Source organism: Algoriphagus litoralis (genome assembly GCF_003259255.1).
In the GTDB taxonomy this organism is placed as follows: Bacteria; Bacteroidota; Bacteroidia; order Cytophagales; family Cyclobacteriaceae; genus Algoriphagus; species Algoriphagus litoralis.
The window spans coordinates 1-15026 of the sequence record NZ_QGOL01000018.1; the positions used below are offsets into that span (position 1 = coordinate 1).

Annotated in this window: 13 protein-coding genes; 6 read left to right on the top strand and 7 right to left on the bottom strand. The window is 45.6% G+C overall.

The genetic code is table 11. The features are described from left to right. Positions 1 to 184 precede the first annotated feature (184 nt). The 4 genes from DK188_RS18900 to DK188_RS18920 form a co-directional block, all read right to left on the bottom strand. Positions 185 to 691, bottom strand: a complete 507-nt coding sequence (locus tag DK188_RS18900; RefSeq protein WP_111672416.1) for a heme-binding domain-containing protein — start codon at positions 689 to 691, stop codon at positions 185 to 187. A gap of 126 nt (positions 692 to 817) precedes the next feature. Next, positions 818 to 1024, bottom strand: a complete 207-nt coding sequence (locus DK188_RS18905) for a hypothetical protein (RefSeq protein ID WP_111672417.1) — start codon at positions 1022 to 1024, stop codon at positions 818 to 820. Positions 1025 to 1522: 498 nt separating this feature from the next. Further along, a complete protein-coding gene (locus DK188_RS18915; protein ID WP_111672487.1) occupies positions 1523 to 2563 on the bottom strand; it encodes a zinc-dependent alcohol dehydrogenase family protein in 1041 nt (346 codons plus the stop codon). 312 nt (positions 2564 to 2875) lie between these two features. Continuing rightward, on the bottom strand, positions 2876 to 4342 hold the full coding sequence (locus DK188_RS18920) for a Gfo/Idh/MocA family protein (protein WP_111672419.1): 1467 nt from the start codon (positions 4340 to 4342) through the stop codon (positions 2876 to 2878). A gap of 371 nt (positions 4343 to 4713) precedes the next feature. Between DK188_RS18920 and DK188_RS18925 the strand changes: the two genes are divergently transcribed. The 4 genes from DK188_RS18925 to DK188_RS18940 all read left to right on the top strand — a co-directional run bounded on the left by DK188_RS18925 (position 4714) and on the right by DK188_RS18940 (position 8045). Next, positions 4714 to 5853, top strand: coding sequence for a Re/Si-specific NAD(P)(+) transhydrogenase subunit alpha (locus tag DK188_RS18925; protein ID WP_111672420.1), 1140 nt, complete (start codon positions 4714 to 4716; stop codon positions 5851 to 5853). 1 nt (position 5854) lies between these two features. After that, a complete protein-coding gene (locus DK188_RS18930) occupies positions 5855 to 6142 on the top strand; it encodes an NAD(P) transhydrogenase subunit alpha (protein ID WP_111672421.1) in 288 nt (95 codons plus the stop codon). Beyond that, positions 6139 to 7527, top strand: coding sequence for an NAD(P)(+) transhydrogenase (Re/Si-specific) subunit beta (locus DK188_RS18935; RefSeq protein ID WP_111672422.1), 1389 nt, complete (start codon positions 6139 to 6141; stop codon positions 7525 to 7527). The genes DK188_RS18930 and DK188_RS18935 overlap by 4 nt, the downstream gene beginning before the upstream one ends. Positions 7528 to 7607: 80 nt before the next feature. Next, complete coding sequence (locus DK188_RS18940; RefSeq protein ID WP_111672423.1) at positions 7608 to 8045, top strand: hypothetical protein; 438 nt, start codon at positions 7608 to 7610, stop codon at positions 8043 to 8045. 48 nt (positions 8046 to 8093) lie between these two features. On the opposite strand, the gene DK188_RS18945 is transcribed toward DK188_RS18940, so the two are convergent. Together DK188_RS18945 and DK188_RS18950 are read right to left on the bottom strand one after the other, a co-directional pair. Beyond that, on the bottom strand, positions 8094 to 8699 hold the full coding sequence (locus DK188_RS18945; RefSeq protein WP_111672424.1) for a ribonuclease HII: 606 nt from the start codon (positions 8697 to 8699) through the stop codon (positions 8094 to 8096). After that, complete coding sequence (locus tag DK188_RS18950) at positions 8671 to 11343, bottom strand: MGH1-like glycoside hydrolase domain-containing protein (RefSeq protein ID WP_111672425.1); 2673 nt, start codon at positions 11341 to 11343, stop codon at positions 8671 to 8673. The genes DK188_RS18945 and DK188_RS18950 overlap by 29 nt, the downstream gene beginning before the upstream one ends. Positions 11344 to 11765: 422 nt before the next feature. Here DK188_RS18950 and DK188_RS18955 point away from each other — a divergent pair, with 422 nt between their 5' ends. Both DK188_RS18955 and DK188_RS18960 read left to right on the top strand, forming a co-directional pair. Then, the gene (locus tag DK188_RS18955) at positions 11766 to 12134 is read left to right on the top strand and encodes a BlaI/MecI/CopY family transcriptional regulator (RefSeq protein WP_111672426.1); all 369 of its coding nucleotides are present in this window, start codon (positions 11766 to 11768) and stop codon (positions 12132 to 12134) included. Then, the gene (locus DK188_RS18960; protein WP_111672427.1) at positions 12131 to 13879 is read left to right on the top strand and encodes a M56 family metallopeptidase; all 1749 of its coding nucleotides are present in this window, start codon (positions 12131 to 12133) and stop codon (positions 13877 to 13879) included. The genes DK188_RS18955 and DK188_RS18960 overlap by 4 nt, the downstream gene beginning before the upstream one ends. A gap of 7 nt (positions 13880 to 13886) precedes the next feature. On the opposite strand, the gene DK188_RS18965 is transcribed toward DK188_RS18960, so the two are convergent. Continuing rightward, positions 13887 to 15026, bottom strand: a complete 1140-nt coding sequence (locus tag DK188_RS18965; protein WP_111672428.1) for a glycosyltransferase family protein — start codon at positions 15024 to 15026, stop codon at positions 13887 to 13889.

The window sequence follows — 15026 nt, forward strand, 5'->3', positions numbered from 1 at the left end:
GTTTTTGTTGAAATGATTTTTCACCCCGGATTTCAAAGAGAGAAATCTTTGTGATCCTTGGTGTCCTTAGCGGTTGAAAAATAAAACCTCCAATCTTTCTTTTTCTCTATGGTAAAAAAGTGTCCTCAGAGAATCTCTGTGGTAAAAAAAGACCCGAATCAATGTCCGGGTCGAGGTTTGTGTTTTAATTGGCAGGTGCGGGTCGAGGTTTCATTTTCAAGCTGTCAGCAGGGTAAGTGGCTGCGAGCATGGCCATTTGGTCTTTAGCCCAATCGATGAGCACTTGTCGCTCTTCATCGCTTAGGTTAGCCTCGGGATGCAATCCAAAGTACGTGTAGGACTCCAGAGGCATTTCTTTTTCCTCCACCATTTCGACCACTTCTTCAAACTTATGGTTTTGAACAGCGAGGGGAAGCTTCGTAAAGGAGGACATATTCCATTTTCGCTTGCCTTCGTTCACGTGATCAGCTAGGAAATATTTTACAGGCTGAATGTTGGAATACCAAGGATAACGGGTGAGGTTGGTGTGGCAATCGTTGCAGGCGCCTTTCAGGATCATGGCGACATTGTCCGGCACCTCATAGCTTTTGGTGATGTCAAATTCGGTGTCGTTGCTTTCGTTTTTTTCTGCTGGAATGAATTGGATGAACACAAGAAGCGCTACAAGGCCAATCGTGATTTTTTTGATCATAGTATCGGTGGGTTTAGTGACTTTGACAGCAGTTTGATTATTTGGTTTAATTTATCGAATGAAAAATATCTGAATAAATTTCGTCAAAAAAACCGAATATTCTCTTTTGAAATTCTTAAGATTCGGTTAAAAATCCCCCTTCAACCTGACCCTTACTCCATCAATCACCAAGCACAGTCCAGCCTGAAAGACAATCAATCCAGCTGTCCCATACCAAAACCATTCTTCGCCCGAATATCTTGCAAAACCTGCGTCCACCGTTATGCAAAGCCCCGTCCCGGTAAGGAGTAAGCCTGAGACCAACTGGACAAACCACCTTATTTTAGCGTTCATAGTAGTTATTATTTGAGAATATGAATGTGCGCAATGATACCACTAGGCAAATTTAATTAGTAGATATGAAGGTCAATGTTTGGTAGCCTAAGATCCTAAGGATCGTTACCATTCATACCTGTCCGCCGAGGCGGAACCCTCGGTGAAGCCGGGGGCAAAGTCAATAGATTAGAAAAGGAGCCCTGAAGGGGTGACACGTTGAAGTTTCACCCTTTCAGGGAGCACCGGAAAGAAATTTTCAATGGCTGCCCTGCACTTCGTACAGGGTTATGAATGGTTTGGCTCCTTCGGAGCTAACTAAGAAGGCGATTTGAAATCGAGCATGACGAGAACGTCACACACTGGGATGATTATCCCAAAAGCGAGATTCCATGTGGCTTTTAAAAATAAAATAATAAGCACATGAAATTTTTTAAAAATATCGACTTCATAAATCTTATTCTGCTTTCTCTTAAGTGCTTGTGCTATTGCGGACATACATTTTTGAGAAAATCAAATTTAAAACCGATCAATCATCACCATCCCGTTTTCCTGAAAGGTGTCCATTGCAGTCAATGCCTCTACAGCATCCTTCAGCGGAATCCTTCTTCCGATCAATTTTTCGGGGGCGATTTTCCCGGATTGGATCATCTGGAGCATTTCGGGATAGGCATGAGCCTGCATGCCGTGGCTGCCAAGAAGCTCCAGTTCCCGGGCGATCACCAGATGCATCGGGAGCTCGGGATTGGATTCCTTCCCCGCCATCAGCCCCACTTGGATATGTTTCCCTCTTTTTCTCAAGCAGGAGATGGAATTGCTACAGGTGACCTTGCTTCCCAAGGCATCCAAAGAAACGTGTGCACCGCCATTCGTGAGGGCTAAAATCGCAGCTGGTATATCGTCGATGTGTTTGGCATTCAGCAAATATTCTGCTCCGGCAGCTTTGGCCAAGTTTAGTTTTTCCTCCGAAATATCCACCGCGATCACCTGTGCACCCATGGCAGCGCCAATCATTATTGCAGAAAGCCCCACTCCACCACAACCGTGAACGGCAAGCCATTGCCCTCCGCTGATTTTCCCTTGAGCCACCACTGCTCGAAAGGAAGTGGCAAACCGACAGCCCAAACTCGCCGCCGCCTCAAAACCCACCGAATCTGGCAAGCGGACCAAGTTGGTCTCTGCTCGGTAGACAGCCACATATTCGGCAAAAGATCCCCAATGCGTAAATCCCGGCTGAAATTGATCGTCGCAGATCTGCTGATTGCCCGAATGGCAGGTGGGACACACTCCGCAGGCGCACACAAAGGGAACCGTCACCCGATCCCCTACTTTCCAATGGCGAACCTCCTTTCCCAATGCCTGAATGACTCCGGCAAATTCATGTCCCGGCACATGGGGAAGTCTGATATCCGAATCATGCCCCATCCAACCATGCCAGTCACTCCGGCAAAGTCCGGTGGCTTTGACCTCGATCACTACGCCATTATCGGGGATCTGGGGATCGGGAACCTGGGAGATGCTGGGCTTTTCTTGGAAGGATTCGACGAGGAGAGCTTTCATTGGATAGCTAAAGATTAGAGCGTTTGATTTATTGGGAAAAATGGAGCTTTTGACTGAAAAGAAAAAACCGTGAGCATTTCCTCTCACGGTTTCAATTTTTGAACTGGATCGATTTTTTTACCACAAAGGTTCGCAAAGAGAAAGAAGTTTGACAAAATTCAAATCTTGTTGAATCTCATTGCGGCAAAGTTTAACTGATCCTTTTTGAGGACACAAAGTAAAAGGCTAAAGCTTTTCTCGGTCCTCGATCTAATCCCTAATCACAACTGCGACTAGCTACTGATCACTTGCTACCAAACACTGGCAACCGGATCAAACTTCAAATCCAGCTCTGTACGTTCTGCCTACAAACTGATTAGCCTCTTCGAGGTTGGTGATTCGCATGTTTTCTCCATCCCAAAGCAATTTGCGGCGACCGAAGAATTCATCTCTTCCCTGCGCATTTTGTCTTTTGAGCATATAGCTTCGGATGGCCAGATTACCCATAAGGACCGTCTCTGTCATTGGACCTGCATAATCGAAAGAAGAAGTCAGGGCCTTGTGTTCTGAAGAACCAAAGCCAGCCTTGCATGCATCCACCCACTTGCGCTGATGTCCATATTCTGGCTCGGTGCCTTCGATCCGATCCGGACCAAATTCCTGAGTTCCGTCATTGAGGTACAATTTCGGCATGAGTGGGGAGCTGTCGTTGATATTGTGCGTAATAATTCCTTTTTCCCCGATCAGCATGACCCCATTGGCGGAGTTGGCTCCTCCCAGATCATGATCCGCAGGAATGATGTCTGGATGCGAAGGCCGGATACCACCATCGCTCCAGGTCATTTCCAAAGGAACAGGGTTTTTGGCAGTCGGGCCATAGTGTAGCGTGATAAACGAAGACGCCGGGCAACCTTCCGGATTGTAATCAGCGGTCCACATTTGGGAATACACCGAACCCACAGAGCACTCCGCGTCGGTTGGGTAGTTGAGACCAAGCATTCGGAATGGAATGTCCATCAGGTGACATCCCACGTCACCCAAAGCGCCTGTTCCATAATCCCACCAGCCTCTCCAGTTGAATGGATGAAGATTTGGTGTAAATGGGATTTCTGGAGCTGGGCCTAGCCATAGATCCCACTCAAGCGCACTTGGCTTAGTGCTGGAATCTGCTTTTGGGAAAGGCCCCCCTTGTGGCCAAACCGGCCGATTGGTCCAGATCTGTACTTTGGACACTTTACCGATTTTATCCTGATCCATCCAGCCACGGATCATATCCATCAGCGGATTGGAAGCACCTTGGTTCCCCATTTGGGTGACGACTTTTTGGTCGCGAGCCATCTGAGTCAGCATTCGGGCTTCGCGGATATTGTGGGTCATCGGCTTCTGTACATAGACGTGCTTGCCTCGCTCCATGCAGAATTTCGCAGCTGGTCCGTGCACGTGATCCGGAGTAGAGATTGTGACTGCGTCAATGTCCTTCATTTCCTCCAGCATTTTGCGGTAATCCGCATAGAGCTTGGCATCGGGGAAACTTTTTACTGAATCTTTGGCCGTTCCAGAAAAGTCGACATCGCAAAGAGCCACTACACGCTCTCTCCCATTGACAGAGGCATTCAAGATATCGCTGCGGCCTTTTCCTCCAGCACCGATGGCAGCGAGATTGAGCTGGTCAGATGGAGCGGTGAATCCCACACCACCCAATACATGCCTGGGCACAATGAAAAATGAAGAGGCAATTGCCGCGTTTTTGATAAAGTCTCTCCGGGTTTGCCCCGAAGGATTCTGCTCTGGTTTTTTCATGAGTTTATAATTAATTATGCTAAGGGCACAGGAAATTTGATTTTAATAGTACTACAAAATAGGAATTATTGTATCCTGCAGAAAAGGGTTTTATTGGGATGTCTTTATTTTGGGATTGATGGCGATTGCGTTGCCGCAAGAAAATACTGTTGAAAGATAATTTGATCGAAATGAAGTTGAGGTCAAAGAAGTATTACTAGAATATTATTTTTTAAATCTTAAGAATTATTGAAAATACCATAATCAAATATCGATTGCGTAAAAAAAACTTCAATTTTCAAAAAGCAGGATGGGTAAATAACTGTTAGAAATTTACTTTCGATCATATTTTGGAGTAAATTATTTTCTCTAACCCTGTTTAAACCGCACTAATGAAGATTGGAGTCATCAAAGAAACCAAGGAATTTGAGCGAAGAGTAGCACTCAGTCCTGATGTGGTCAAGCTGCTCAAGAAAAAGGAATTTGAAGTAATCATCGAATCCGGAGCTGGAGATGGATCTTATTTTTCGGATGAGGACTACCAAAATGCCGGAGCAACAGTATCCGGACTGGCAGATGTTTTTTCTTCCGATATCCTGCTGAAAGTCAATATCCCCACGCTCGAAGAGATCGCACAGATGAAACCTGGAGCGGCATGCATTTCTTACATGTATGCCTACCAGCATCCTGACATCATCGACGCACTCAATGCCAAGTCCATCACGTCTTTTGCGATGGATGCCGTACCTCGAATCTCCCGGGCACAAAAGATGGATGCGTTGTCTTCCCAGGCCAATCTTGCGGGTTACAAATCCGTGATTCTGGGCGCAAATCACCTGGGGAAAATTTTCCCGCTCATGATGACTGCCTCAGGGACCATCACCCCGGCCAAGGTTTTGATTTTCGGTGCAGGGGTTGCTGGACTTCAGGCTATCGCTACCGCAAAAAGACTGGGAGCCATCGTCGAGGTGTCTGACGTCAGACCTGAGACCAAAGAACAGGTAGAATCACTCGGAGGCAGATTCCTGACGGTGGACGGCGCTGAATCCGTCAAAACTGAAGGCGGCTACGCCAAAGAAGTCTCCGCTGAATTTCTCGAAAAACAACAGCAACTCATCAAAGATAAAATCAAAGACGCTGATCTGGTGATCACGACAGCCCTAGTGATGGGTAAAAAGTCACCAATCCTAGTGACCGAGGAGATGGTCAAATCCATGAAAGCTGGTTCGGTGATCGTGGATATGGCGGTGGAATCGGGAGGCAATTGTGCCATTTCGGAGAAAAACAAAACCGTGGTCAAGCATGGTGTAACTCTGGTGGGCGAGTCAAATTTACCGTCGCTTTTGCCGGTGAATGCCAGCCAGCTTTACGCGACCAACATCAGCACCTTGCTGCTCCACCTCTTCACTCCTTTGGCTTTGAATCCAAATCTCGAAGAAGAAATCACCAAAGGTGTCCTGATCACCCATGAGGGTAAACTCGTGCATGAGTTCACCAAGTCAATTATTAATTCTCAACCCAAAAACCTATGATATGACCCTGGAGTCCTTGATTATACTTATTTACGTTTTGGTCCTGGCGAGTTACCTGGGATTCGAACTGATCACCAAAGTCCCTCCTACGCTTCACACGCCCCTGATGTCCGGCTCCAATGCGATTTCAGGAATTACGATTGTAGGAGCCCTGATCGCTACCAGCGAATTGGGATTTGGAACACTTAGCAAATGGCTGGGCATGATCGCCTTGATTCTAGCCACGATCAATGTGGTGGGAGGATACGCAGTGACCGATCGAATGCTCAAAATGTTTAAGAAGAAATGACGATAGCCGTACAACTCGCATACTTGCTTGCTTCCATTCTTTTCATTGTTGGAATCAAGCTTTTGGGAAAAACCAAAGACGCCCGCAGAGGGAACATGCTATCTGCTGTCGGGATGCTGGTAGCAATTGTAGCCACGCTGATCACGCTGAATATCCTGTCTTTTGTAGAGATTTTTGTCTGCATGCTGGTGGGTGGCGCTATCGGACTTTACTACGCCAAAAAGGTAGAAATGACTCAAATCCCTGAAATGGTTGCTCTTTTCAACGGATTCGGTGGATTAGCTTCTCTGGCTGTTGCACTTTCTGATCACTTTCTAAAGACCTCTGTACTTTCGATAGAAATCGATGCAGTCAATTCAATCAGCATCATCGCCAGTGTATTGATCGGCGGGGTGACGTTTACAGGTTCGATTGTAGCTTGGCTGAAGCTGAACGGGAAAGTTTCCGGTCAGCCCATCACGTTCAAGGGACAACATTTGCTGAATTTGGCGCTGCTGATTTCATTTTTGGTGGTTTCGGTATTCACCTTTCTTTACCAAGGCGACCCGATGTACATCACCATCCTTGTAGTGATGGCTTTACTGGTAGGGATCTTGATCGTGATTCCGATCGGCGGAGCGGATATGCCGGTGGTGATTTCTTTGCTCAATTCCTACTCTGGAATGGCAGCTTGTGCTACGGGCTTTATCCTGAATAATAATGTGCTGATCGTCGCAGGATCACTAGTCGGTGCGTCTGGAATTATCCTCACGCAGATCATGTGTAAAGCCATGAATCGCTCCCTGACAAATGTGTTATTGGGCGGATTTGGACAGACTGTCGCCACTGGAGCGGCCGATGGCCCGAGCATTGTGATCAAAGAAATCGGCGTGGAAGAGACAGCAATGCTCTTCGATTCCGTGTCCTCTGTGATCGTCGTGCCGGGATATGGTATGGCGGTGGCCCAAGCGCAACACGTGATCCGGGAGCTGATGGAGCAATGCGAAAAGCGAGGAATTGACTTCAAATTTGCGATTCATCCAGTTGCCGGTCGAATGCCAGGTCACATGAATGTGCTCCTCGCAGAGGCCAATATTAGCTACGACAAGCTGATCGAAATGGAAGCGATCAACGATGAATTTGCCAACACCGATCTGGTGCTGATCGTCGGAGCAAATGACGTGGTCAATCCTGCCGCCCGCACCAATCCTCAAAGCCCGATCTTTGGTATGCCAATCCTGAATGCAGATAAAGCCAAGACTGTCATTGTCAGCAAGCGAAGTATGGGCAAAGGATACGCAGGTGTGGAGAATGAGCTTTTCGGTTATCCCAACTGTCTGATGCTCTTCGGAGATGCGAAGCAGACGATCACCAAGGTGGTCAGTGAAATGAAGGAGATGGGGTGATCTTGAATGGTTTTCAATAAGTTCCATTCGAGAGGTTTTCCATTTTCCAATCTGGCAAAATTATTGCGTGAAGTAGGGCTATGAATCTATCACTGATCACTTCGCTTGTTTTGACTTTGGCATTGTCCCTAAGTCAGATTCAATACAGTCAGCTTATCGGCAGTTGGCAACTGGTACATTTTGATGGAATGGAGAAAATCGTAAAGTCTCCCCAATACCAAAATGCTAATCCTGCAGAAAAAGCCAGTATGGACGCACGGATCAATTACCGATTGGAAAACACTGTGTATCAGTTTGAAGAAGGAGATGTCCTGAAATTTACTGATTTCGAAAATCAAACCATCGTTCAGAAGGAAGTCAAAATTGAGCTGGGCGAAGGGAATATGCTCCTCATCCATGATGAAAAAGGAGACCGACTGGCCAAGATCATTGAGTTTTCAGAGAACCGAATGGTCCTCCAGCCCATCAGTAAAAACTCAGCCACAGGTCGATTGATATTTGAACGTATCAAAAAATAAACACCCTTAATCTAGTCTAAAGCCACTGAGGAATCTTCGGTGGCTTTATTATTTTAGCGCCAACTCCAACTGTCTGGGTAGCAACTGGAAGCTTTTTCGGTGCCAAATGGTACTTCCATATTTTTCGATTCCCTCCCGGTGCGCTTTAGTGGGATAGCCGGCATTTCGCTCCCAGGCAAAATGGGGGAATTCCAAAGCCAATTTTGCCATCAACTCATCCCGGTAGACTTTTGCCAAAATGGAAGCCGCTGCTATGCTGGCAAATTTCCCGTCTCCTTTGATCACACAGGTATAAGGTAGGGCCAGATCGGATTTCCATCGGTTGCCATCGATGAGCAGGTGTTCCGGATTGGTATTCAATGTCAAAACAGCCCGCTTCATCGCCAGAAAGGAGGCGTGCAAAATATTAATCTTGTCGATTTCCTCCACTGTGGCTTCAGCGATTGACCAAGCAATCGACCTGTCTTTGATCTCTGCTATCAAGTCTTCCCTATTGGATTTACTCAGTTTTTTGGAATCGTTGATCCAGGGATTGTGATAATCCACCGGAAGAATAACTGCCGCAGCGACCACAGGTCCTGCTAAGCAACCTCTGCCTACCTCATCGCAACCTGCCTCGATCCGATTAGCTTCTAAATAAGGGAGTAGTGACATCGTGGTTCACTTCTTGTACTTTGTAATACTTATGAATCATCTCAGCCACCAAACCAGTCCAGCCCGTTTGGTGAGAAGCTCCGAGTCCCTTGCCTGAGTCGCCATGGAAATACTCATAAAAGAGGATGTAATCCTTGAAATGGGGATCCTCCTGGAATTTCAGGTTCTTTCCATTCATCGGCCTGTGACCTTTTTCGTCCTTCATGAAGATCTTCATACATCGAAGTGACAGCTCTTTGGCAATGATGTCCATCGTGAGGAAATTCCCAGATCCGGTAGGATATTCGATCGAAAAATCTCCTCCATAATAGAAATCAAACTTCTTCAATGATTCGATTATCAGGTAATTGATCGGGAACCAGATCGGTCCTCTCCAGTTCGAATTGCCCCCAAACATCCGGGTATCGGATTCTCCTGGCGTATACTTGATCGATAGCACGTCCCCGTTGATTTTCATCGCATAGGGGTTTTTCTCGTAATACTTTGACAGGGATCGAATGCCATATTCACTGAGAAACTCATTGGAGTCCAGCATTCGGTGGAGCACACTTTTCATCCGGTGGCCACGGAGCAGCGAGAAGAGTCTCCGCTTGTCGTAGCCTGGCTGGATCCAACTGGAGACCAATGCAGCCAGTTTGGGCTTTTCCCTTAGGAAAAAGTCAAGCCGCTTTTTGAATTCCGGCAAATTGTCAAACAAATCCTCCCGAATTGGCTCGACTGCGAATAAAGGAATCAACCCAACAATGGATCGGACCTTGAGTTTTTTTGGATCTTTTCCTTCCAGGTGAAAAATATCGTAGAAGAAATTATCCTCGTCATCCCAAAGTGAAATATGCTCCGACGAAATGTTGTTCATCGCACCTGCGATGTAGAGGAAGTGTTCCAAAAACTTGGTGGCACTGAACTGATACACCGTATTGAACTCGCAAAGATCCAGGGCTATTCGAAGCAGATTCAAGGAAAACATCGCCATCCAAGAAGTCCCATCGGCCTGCTCCAGCTTTCCTTTGTAGTATTGCGCGTGGTTTCGATCAAAGAGTGAAATATTATCCAAACCAAGGAATCCACCTTCGAAGATGTTATTGCCTTCGCTGTCTTTTCTATTGACCCACCAAGTGAAGTTGAGCATGAGCTTGTGCATGGCTCGCTCGAGAAACTCCCGGTCACCTTTGCCCCCATTCATCTTTTTGTCTATCTGATAGACACGCTGCACTGCATAGGCGTGAACGGGAGGATTGACATCAGAGAAATTCCACTCATAGGCCGGAATCTGTCCATTGGGATGCATGTACCATTCGTTGAGCAAAAGCAACAACTGATCTTTGGCAAACTCCGAATCTATCCGTGCTATTGGAATACAATGAAAAGCCAAATCCCAAGCCGCATACCAAGGATACTCCCACTTATCCGGCATTGAAATAATGTCATAGTTCTGAAGGTGACGCCAGTTATTATTCCTGCCTTTTTTCCGCTGAGCCGGTGGGGTATACCTTCCTGGATCCCCTTCCAGCCAGCGATTGACATCGTAGTAATAAAACTGCTTGGACCACATCATCCCGGCATAGGCCTGCCTTTGGATTGATTTAAGATCTGGGTCAGTCACACGCTCCTGAATACTTTCATAGAATTCATCTGCCTCCTTTTTTCGGAGGGCAATGCTATCGTGGCAGGATTCCAAAGGTTGCTCTTCAATCTGGTGCTGCATGCGCATTTTGACCGACTTCGAACCTCCTCCGGGAATCTCCAATTCATAGATCGCTGCAGCCTTTGTACCGGTATTTTTAGGATTAATACCGGATCGGTCCCCAGATACTACGTAGTTATTGATCCCATCCTTACAGTAGTTGCGTTCGTTTGGAATGCCATAGAGGCGCTCACGGTTGGTTTCATTATTGCAAAAAACGAGCTCTGTATTGCTGCAAAAGGTGAAAATGTAGTTTCCTGACTTGGGATTGAAAGCCTTGATGGAATGCTCGTCCAACTTGGTGATTTTGGGCATGAAGGGTTCATGTCCGGTAAACCAAGTCTTTCGAAACCATATCGTCGGCATCAGGGTCAGTTTGGCTGTCTCTGGCCCACGATTATGTACGGTGACCACCGCCACGATGTCTTCTACGTCGTTTTTTGCATACTCGATGAAGATGTCGAAATACCGATCCTGGTCAAATACCCCGGTATCGATCAGTTCGTATTCATCTTGAAGTTTACCAGCTTTTTTGTTTTCGTCGATTAGTTTTTGGTAGGGAAATTCAGTCTGAGGATACTTGTAGAGCATCTTCATGTAGGAGTGTGTCGGAGTGGAATCCAAGTAGAAATAGATTTCCTTAACATCCTCTCCATGGTTGCCCTGATTCCCGGTCAATCCAAAAAGTCGTTCTTTGATGAATGGATCTTTACCATTCCAGAATGCAAATGCCATACAAAGCTTCTGCTTGTGATCTGAAATTCCGGCAATTCCCTCTTCACCCCAGCGGTAGGCTTTGCTTCGGGCATCGTTGTGAGTGACATTTTCCCAAGCTGCCCCGTCCGGGCTGTAGTCTTCACGTACCGTGCCCCATTGTCTCTCTGTGAGGTATGGCCCCCACTTCTTCCAATGCTTTTTCCACTCTTTATCTTCCTGTAATCGTATATATTCAGCTGACATGCTATATCTCTCCGTTGAGCAAGTTTCGAAATTATCAATTTCTAAGTATTAAAGCTTCAAATACAGCTTTCTGTTTCGCTTTTGAAAATGGTTTTGCGTGCAGAGGATTTCCTTGAAAATTGAGCTTCTGGCTTTTTTTCGATCTATTTCGAGGAAAAACCATCTCGGAAATCGGTTTCCAAAGGACCCTTTTCAATTACCCCTCCTGAATTTTCTCATAAATTCCCCAAAAGACTAGCCTGAAGATTTTTTGAAAAAAATCATATTTTTTTTGTTCTACACTTGTAGAAATAAATCTTTACTCTACATTTGTAGAAGATGAAATTATGATTCAGATGAATTCGCCCATGACCCAAAGCAACAAGCAGAGAGTTGATAATTAAAATGCAAGAATTCTCTTGATCCGCAAAAAAATCCAACCCATGAAACTTACACCTACTGAAGAGGAATTGATGAATCACTTGTGGCGGCTAAAGCGGGCATACATGAAGGACCTGCTGGAATCCTATCCCGATCCAAAACCTGCCACTACCACGATTTCTACCTTGCTGACCCGCATGCAAGACAAGAATTTTGTAGGCTATGAAACAACAGGCAAGCTCAGAGAATATTTTCCCCTGGTCAGTAAGGAGAGTTATTTTTCAAAGCACCTCAACGGTCTGATCAAAAACTTTTTCAACGATTCTCCGGCTCAGTTCGCCTCATTTTTTGCCAAGAAAACCGAGCTGACCCAAGAGGAACTCTTACAACTCAAAGAAATTATTGACGACCAACTAAACAGCAAAAAATGATACTTTATCTTCTGAAATCCGTCTGTTGTTTGCTCATTTTGTTAGTGGTGCATCGCTTGATTCTCCAGCGGGAGGCGATCTATCAGTTCAATCGATTTTACCTTTTGGCTGCTGTAATTGGATCTTTTTTGATTCCCTTGGTGGAAATTGAGGTTGTAGAAAAAGAAAAACAAACTCCTCAAATCGTAAGTCAGGAAATATCTCCAATCCAAGATTTTCCTGTTGAATCTTATCCGGATTTTAGTCAGGAATCAGTTTCAGAGGTTGTTGTGACAGAGAAGCCTTTTGATTGGAACATGCTTTTTTGGACAGTTTACGGTTTGGTGACGCTTGTTTTTCTGATTCGATTCCTGCGAAATATTCATTTGCTTTTCGATAAAATCAACCGAAATGTGCACGTACAATTCCAGGGTGAAACCTTGGTTTTACTTCAGGAACAAAGCCTACCCTTTTCATTTTTGACCTACATCTTTGTCTCTAGTGACTATTTCGAAAAGGGGCAATTGACTGATTCTATTTTTGCCCATGAGCAGGCACATGTCCGAGGCCGACACACTTGGGATAATCTACTGATCGAAGGTTTGTTGGTGATCTTTTGGTTTCACCCCGGTCTTTACCTCGCCAGACAGGCGATCAAACTCAATCATGAATTCATTGCGGATTCCGCCGCACTGCAGATTACTCCCTTGGAGCAATACAAAACTTTCCTGCTTGCCATGATGCTCCCGGACCAAAATCCAGGCTTGGTCAGCAGTCTTAATTTCTCTCTCACCAAAAAACGATTTGAAATGATGAAGCGACAAACAGCAAATTCAACCAAGTGGATCAAGATTCTGCTTGTAGTCCCGGTTTTAGGAGCTTTGGTTTACTTTTTCAGCGAAAAAGTAGCTGCTAAAGCGGAGGAGAATTCAGAATTACTGGTAAATACTACAGGTGAGGAAAACTCCAAAGAAGAGAATTCTTACAGACTTGTCTATGGCTCGCCAATTCAAAACCTAACTAAATCAGAATACTACAGCGAAACCAAGTTCACTGTAAAATATCCGGATGGAAATTCTCAGGAGTACTCCTACGATGAGTTACCTGAGAATTTCAAAAAGGATTTGCCGAATCCTCCAGGTGAAGTAAAGAAACATATGCCGAGTCCAGCCCTATTTGAAAGCTGGAAAAACGGAGATGAATATGCCATTTGGATTGATGGAAAAGTGGTTCCGAACTCAACATTGGATGCAATGGAGGTCTCAGAAATCGCTCATTATTCTTCCAGTTATGTTTATCCTAATGCTCGATCAGAGCGCTTCCCTCAAAACTACCAAGTTCAACTTTATACGCTAGCTGGATTTGAAAACACATACGGGAAAAACTCCAACTTTGGAAAGAAACCAATGGGAGGAACGATCACGATGGGCAGTGTAGAGCCGAAAAATGACAAGCTCAGCTTTATTCCCACCTCAATACCCCATCAATACATTCCCACTAGTAGTGCCTACCAAAAGCAAGCCACCGAATTCCAATTAAAAATTTCCAATTCCGGCCTATTTACCTCGCCCTCTGCAAAGGAAATTGAAGAACTCAGGACGGAATTCTTAGCCTTGGATCAAGCCTACTTTAACTTGTCCATGGACGAACGCCGAAAAGTATCCCGAGTCAGTTTTCCCTACGCCAAAATCGAAAAGGATGGCCAGATCAGTTATAAAAAGTTTGAATTATTGACTGATGAGGAACGAAAGGCAATAGGCTGTTAAACGTCCATCAGCCTATTGCAGGCATGGAATCCTGAGGAAATATTTCTATGCTTTCTGGTTCGCGAACTACATTTTCGGAAATTATTTCTCTGAACACCAAAGGCCAGGAATCAACCCACTTTTGATACTGACTTGAAGAGGGCGTTTCTACTCGTTGACGTCGCTCCAGCTTCGCAAAGTCAAAATCCACTGAGGCGATCCCCACTCCCGAAGCTTCTGCATCCAAAGCATTGCAGGCCTGCTCGTATTGTCCGGCTACCGGAATCATCATGACTGCTTTGCCGAGATAGTTGGCCTCACACACCGATTCAAATCCCGCCGTGCAGACCAAGCCCCTGCAATCCGCCATGTCCTGTAGAAACTTGCGGTCATTCACCCGGTGAAAGCTCAGGTTGGGAAGCGGATACTCCGTTTCTGCAGCTTCCTTCTTATCCCAATATGCTTTGATTTTGAGACACGGGTTTGCTTTCGCAAAGAAAATAACCTCCTCTGCATAACCCAGATTGACCATGTAAGCCAGGTAAAAGTCTCCGGCTTTTGGCTCCAAAAGCTTCACCTCGGGTCTTAAAAGCGGAGGAACTACCCGTACTTTCTGCTTGGCATAGCGGACTTGGGGAAGAAAACTCAAAGCCAGACGTTCATCTGCTCCCAGACTAGTCAATGCAGTATTGAACCGAAAAAGAAACTTGTCTACGGGTTTCTTTGGGGCAAATTTGAAGCTGGGATGGTGAATCAGATACTGATGCCCGATGACCCAAAATTGGGCTTTGGGTCGGTAAAGAAAATTGTAAAGTCCACCCAAGAGATCATAAAAATTCAGGATCACATCGGGATTTTCAGCAGACACGATTTGGTCGATAGCATTCAGACTTTGATGAAAAGTCTTCAGCTTCAGGCTGTTTTTTAAGATCGTTTTCTTGATGGATACCTTCTTTTGGTTTCCGTCAGTCTCAAAATTTGGACTTTCCACCAAGTGAATTGGCGCTTGGATCTCCCGCTCAAAAAACTCAGGAACAGTCCTCCGTTTGCTTTTCCCCAAAATGACACCAGTCAACCGATGTCCTTGGCTTTCCAACAGTCTGGAGAAGGAAATTGCCTGAGTCATGTGTCCACGGCCTTCCCCTTGTACGATAAACAGGAAGTTCAT

Coding starts and splice junctions, on each gene's coding strand:
- DK188_RS18925 (WP_111672420.1), top strand. CDS start 4,714: ATGAAGATTGGAGTCATCAAAGAAACCAAGGAATTTGAGCGAAGAGTA.
- DK188_RS18960 (WP_111672427.1), top strand. CDS start 12,131: ATGATACTTTATCTTCTGAAATCCGTCTGTTGTTTGCTCATTTTGTTA.
- DK188_RS18940 (WP_111672423.1), top strand. CDS start 7,608: ATGAATCTATCACTGATCACTTCGCTTGTTTTGACTTTGGCATTGTCC.
- DK188_RS18920 (WP_111672419.1), bottom strand. CDS start 4,342: ATGAAAAAACCAGAGCAGAATCCTTCGGGGCAAACCCGGAGAGACTTT.
- DK188_RS18905 (WP_111672417.1), bottom strand. CDS start 1,024: ATGAACGCTAAAATAAGGTGGTTTGTCCAGTTGGTCTCAGGCTTACTC.
- DK188_RS18915 (WP_111672487.1), bottom strand. CDS start 2,563: ATGAAAGCTCTCCTCGTCGAATCCTTCCAAGAAAAGCCCAGCATCTCC.
- DK188_RS18900 (WP_111672416.1), bottom strand. CDS start 691: ATGATCAAAAAAATCACGATTGGCCTTGTAGCGCTTCTTGTGTTCATC.
- DK188_RS18965 (WP_111672428.1), bottom strand. CDS start 15,026: ATGAACTTCCTGTTTATCGTACAAGGGGAAGGCCGTGGACACATGACT.
- DK188_RS18945 (WP_111672424.1), bottom strand. CDS start 8,699: ATGTCACTACTCCCTTATTTAGAAGCTAATCGGATCGAGGCAGGTTGC.
- DK188_RS18935 (WP_111672422.1), top strand. CDS start 6,139: ATGACGATAGCCGTACAACTCGCATACTTGCTTGCTTCCATTCTTTTC.
- DK188_RS18930 (WP_111672421.1), top strand. CDS start 5,855: ATGACCCTGGAGTCCTTGATTATACTTATTTACGTTTTGGTCCTGGCG.
- DK188_RS18950 (WP_111672425.1), bottom strand. CDS start 11,343: ATGTCAGCTGAATATATACGATTACAGGAAGATAAAGAGTGGAAAAAG.
- DK188_RS18955 (WP_111672426.1), top strand. CDS start 11,766: ATGAAACTTACACCTACTGAAGAGGAATTGATGAATCACTTGTGGCGG.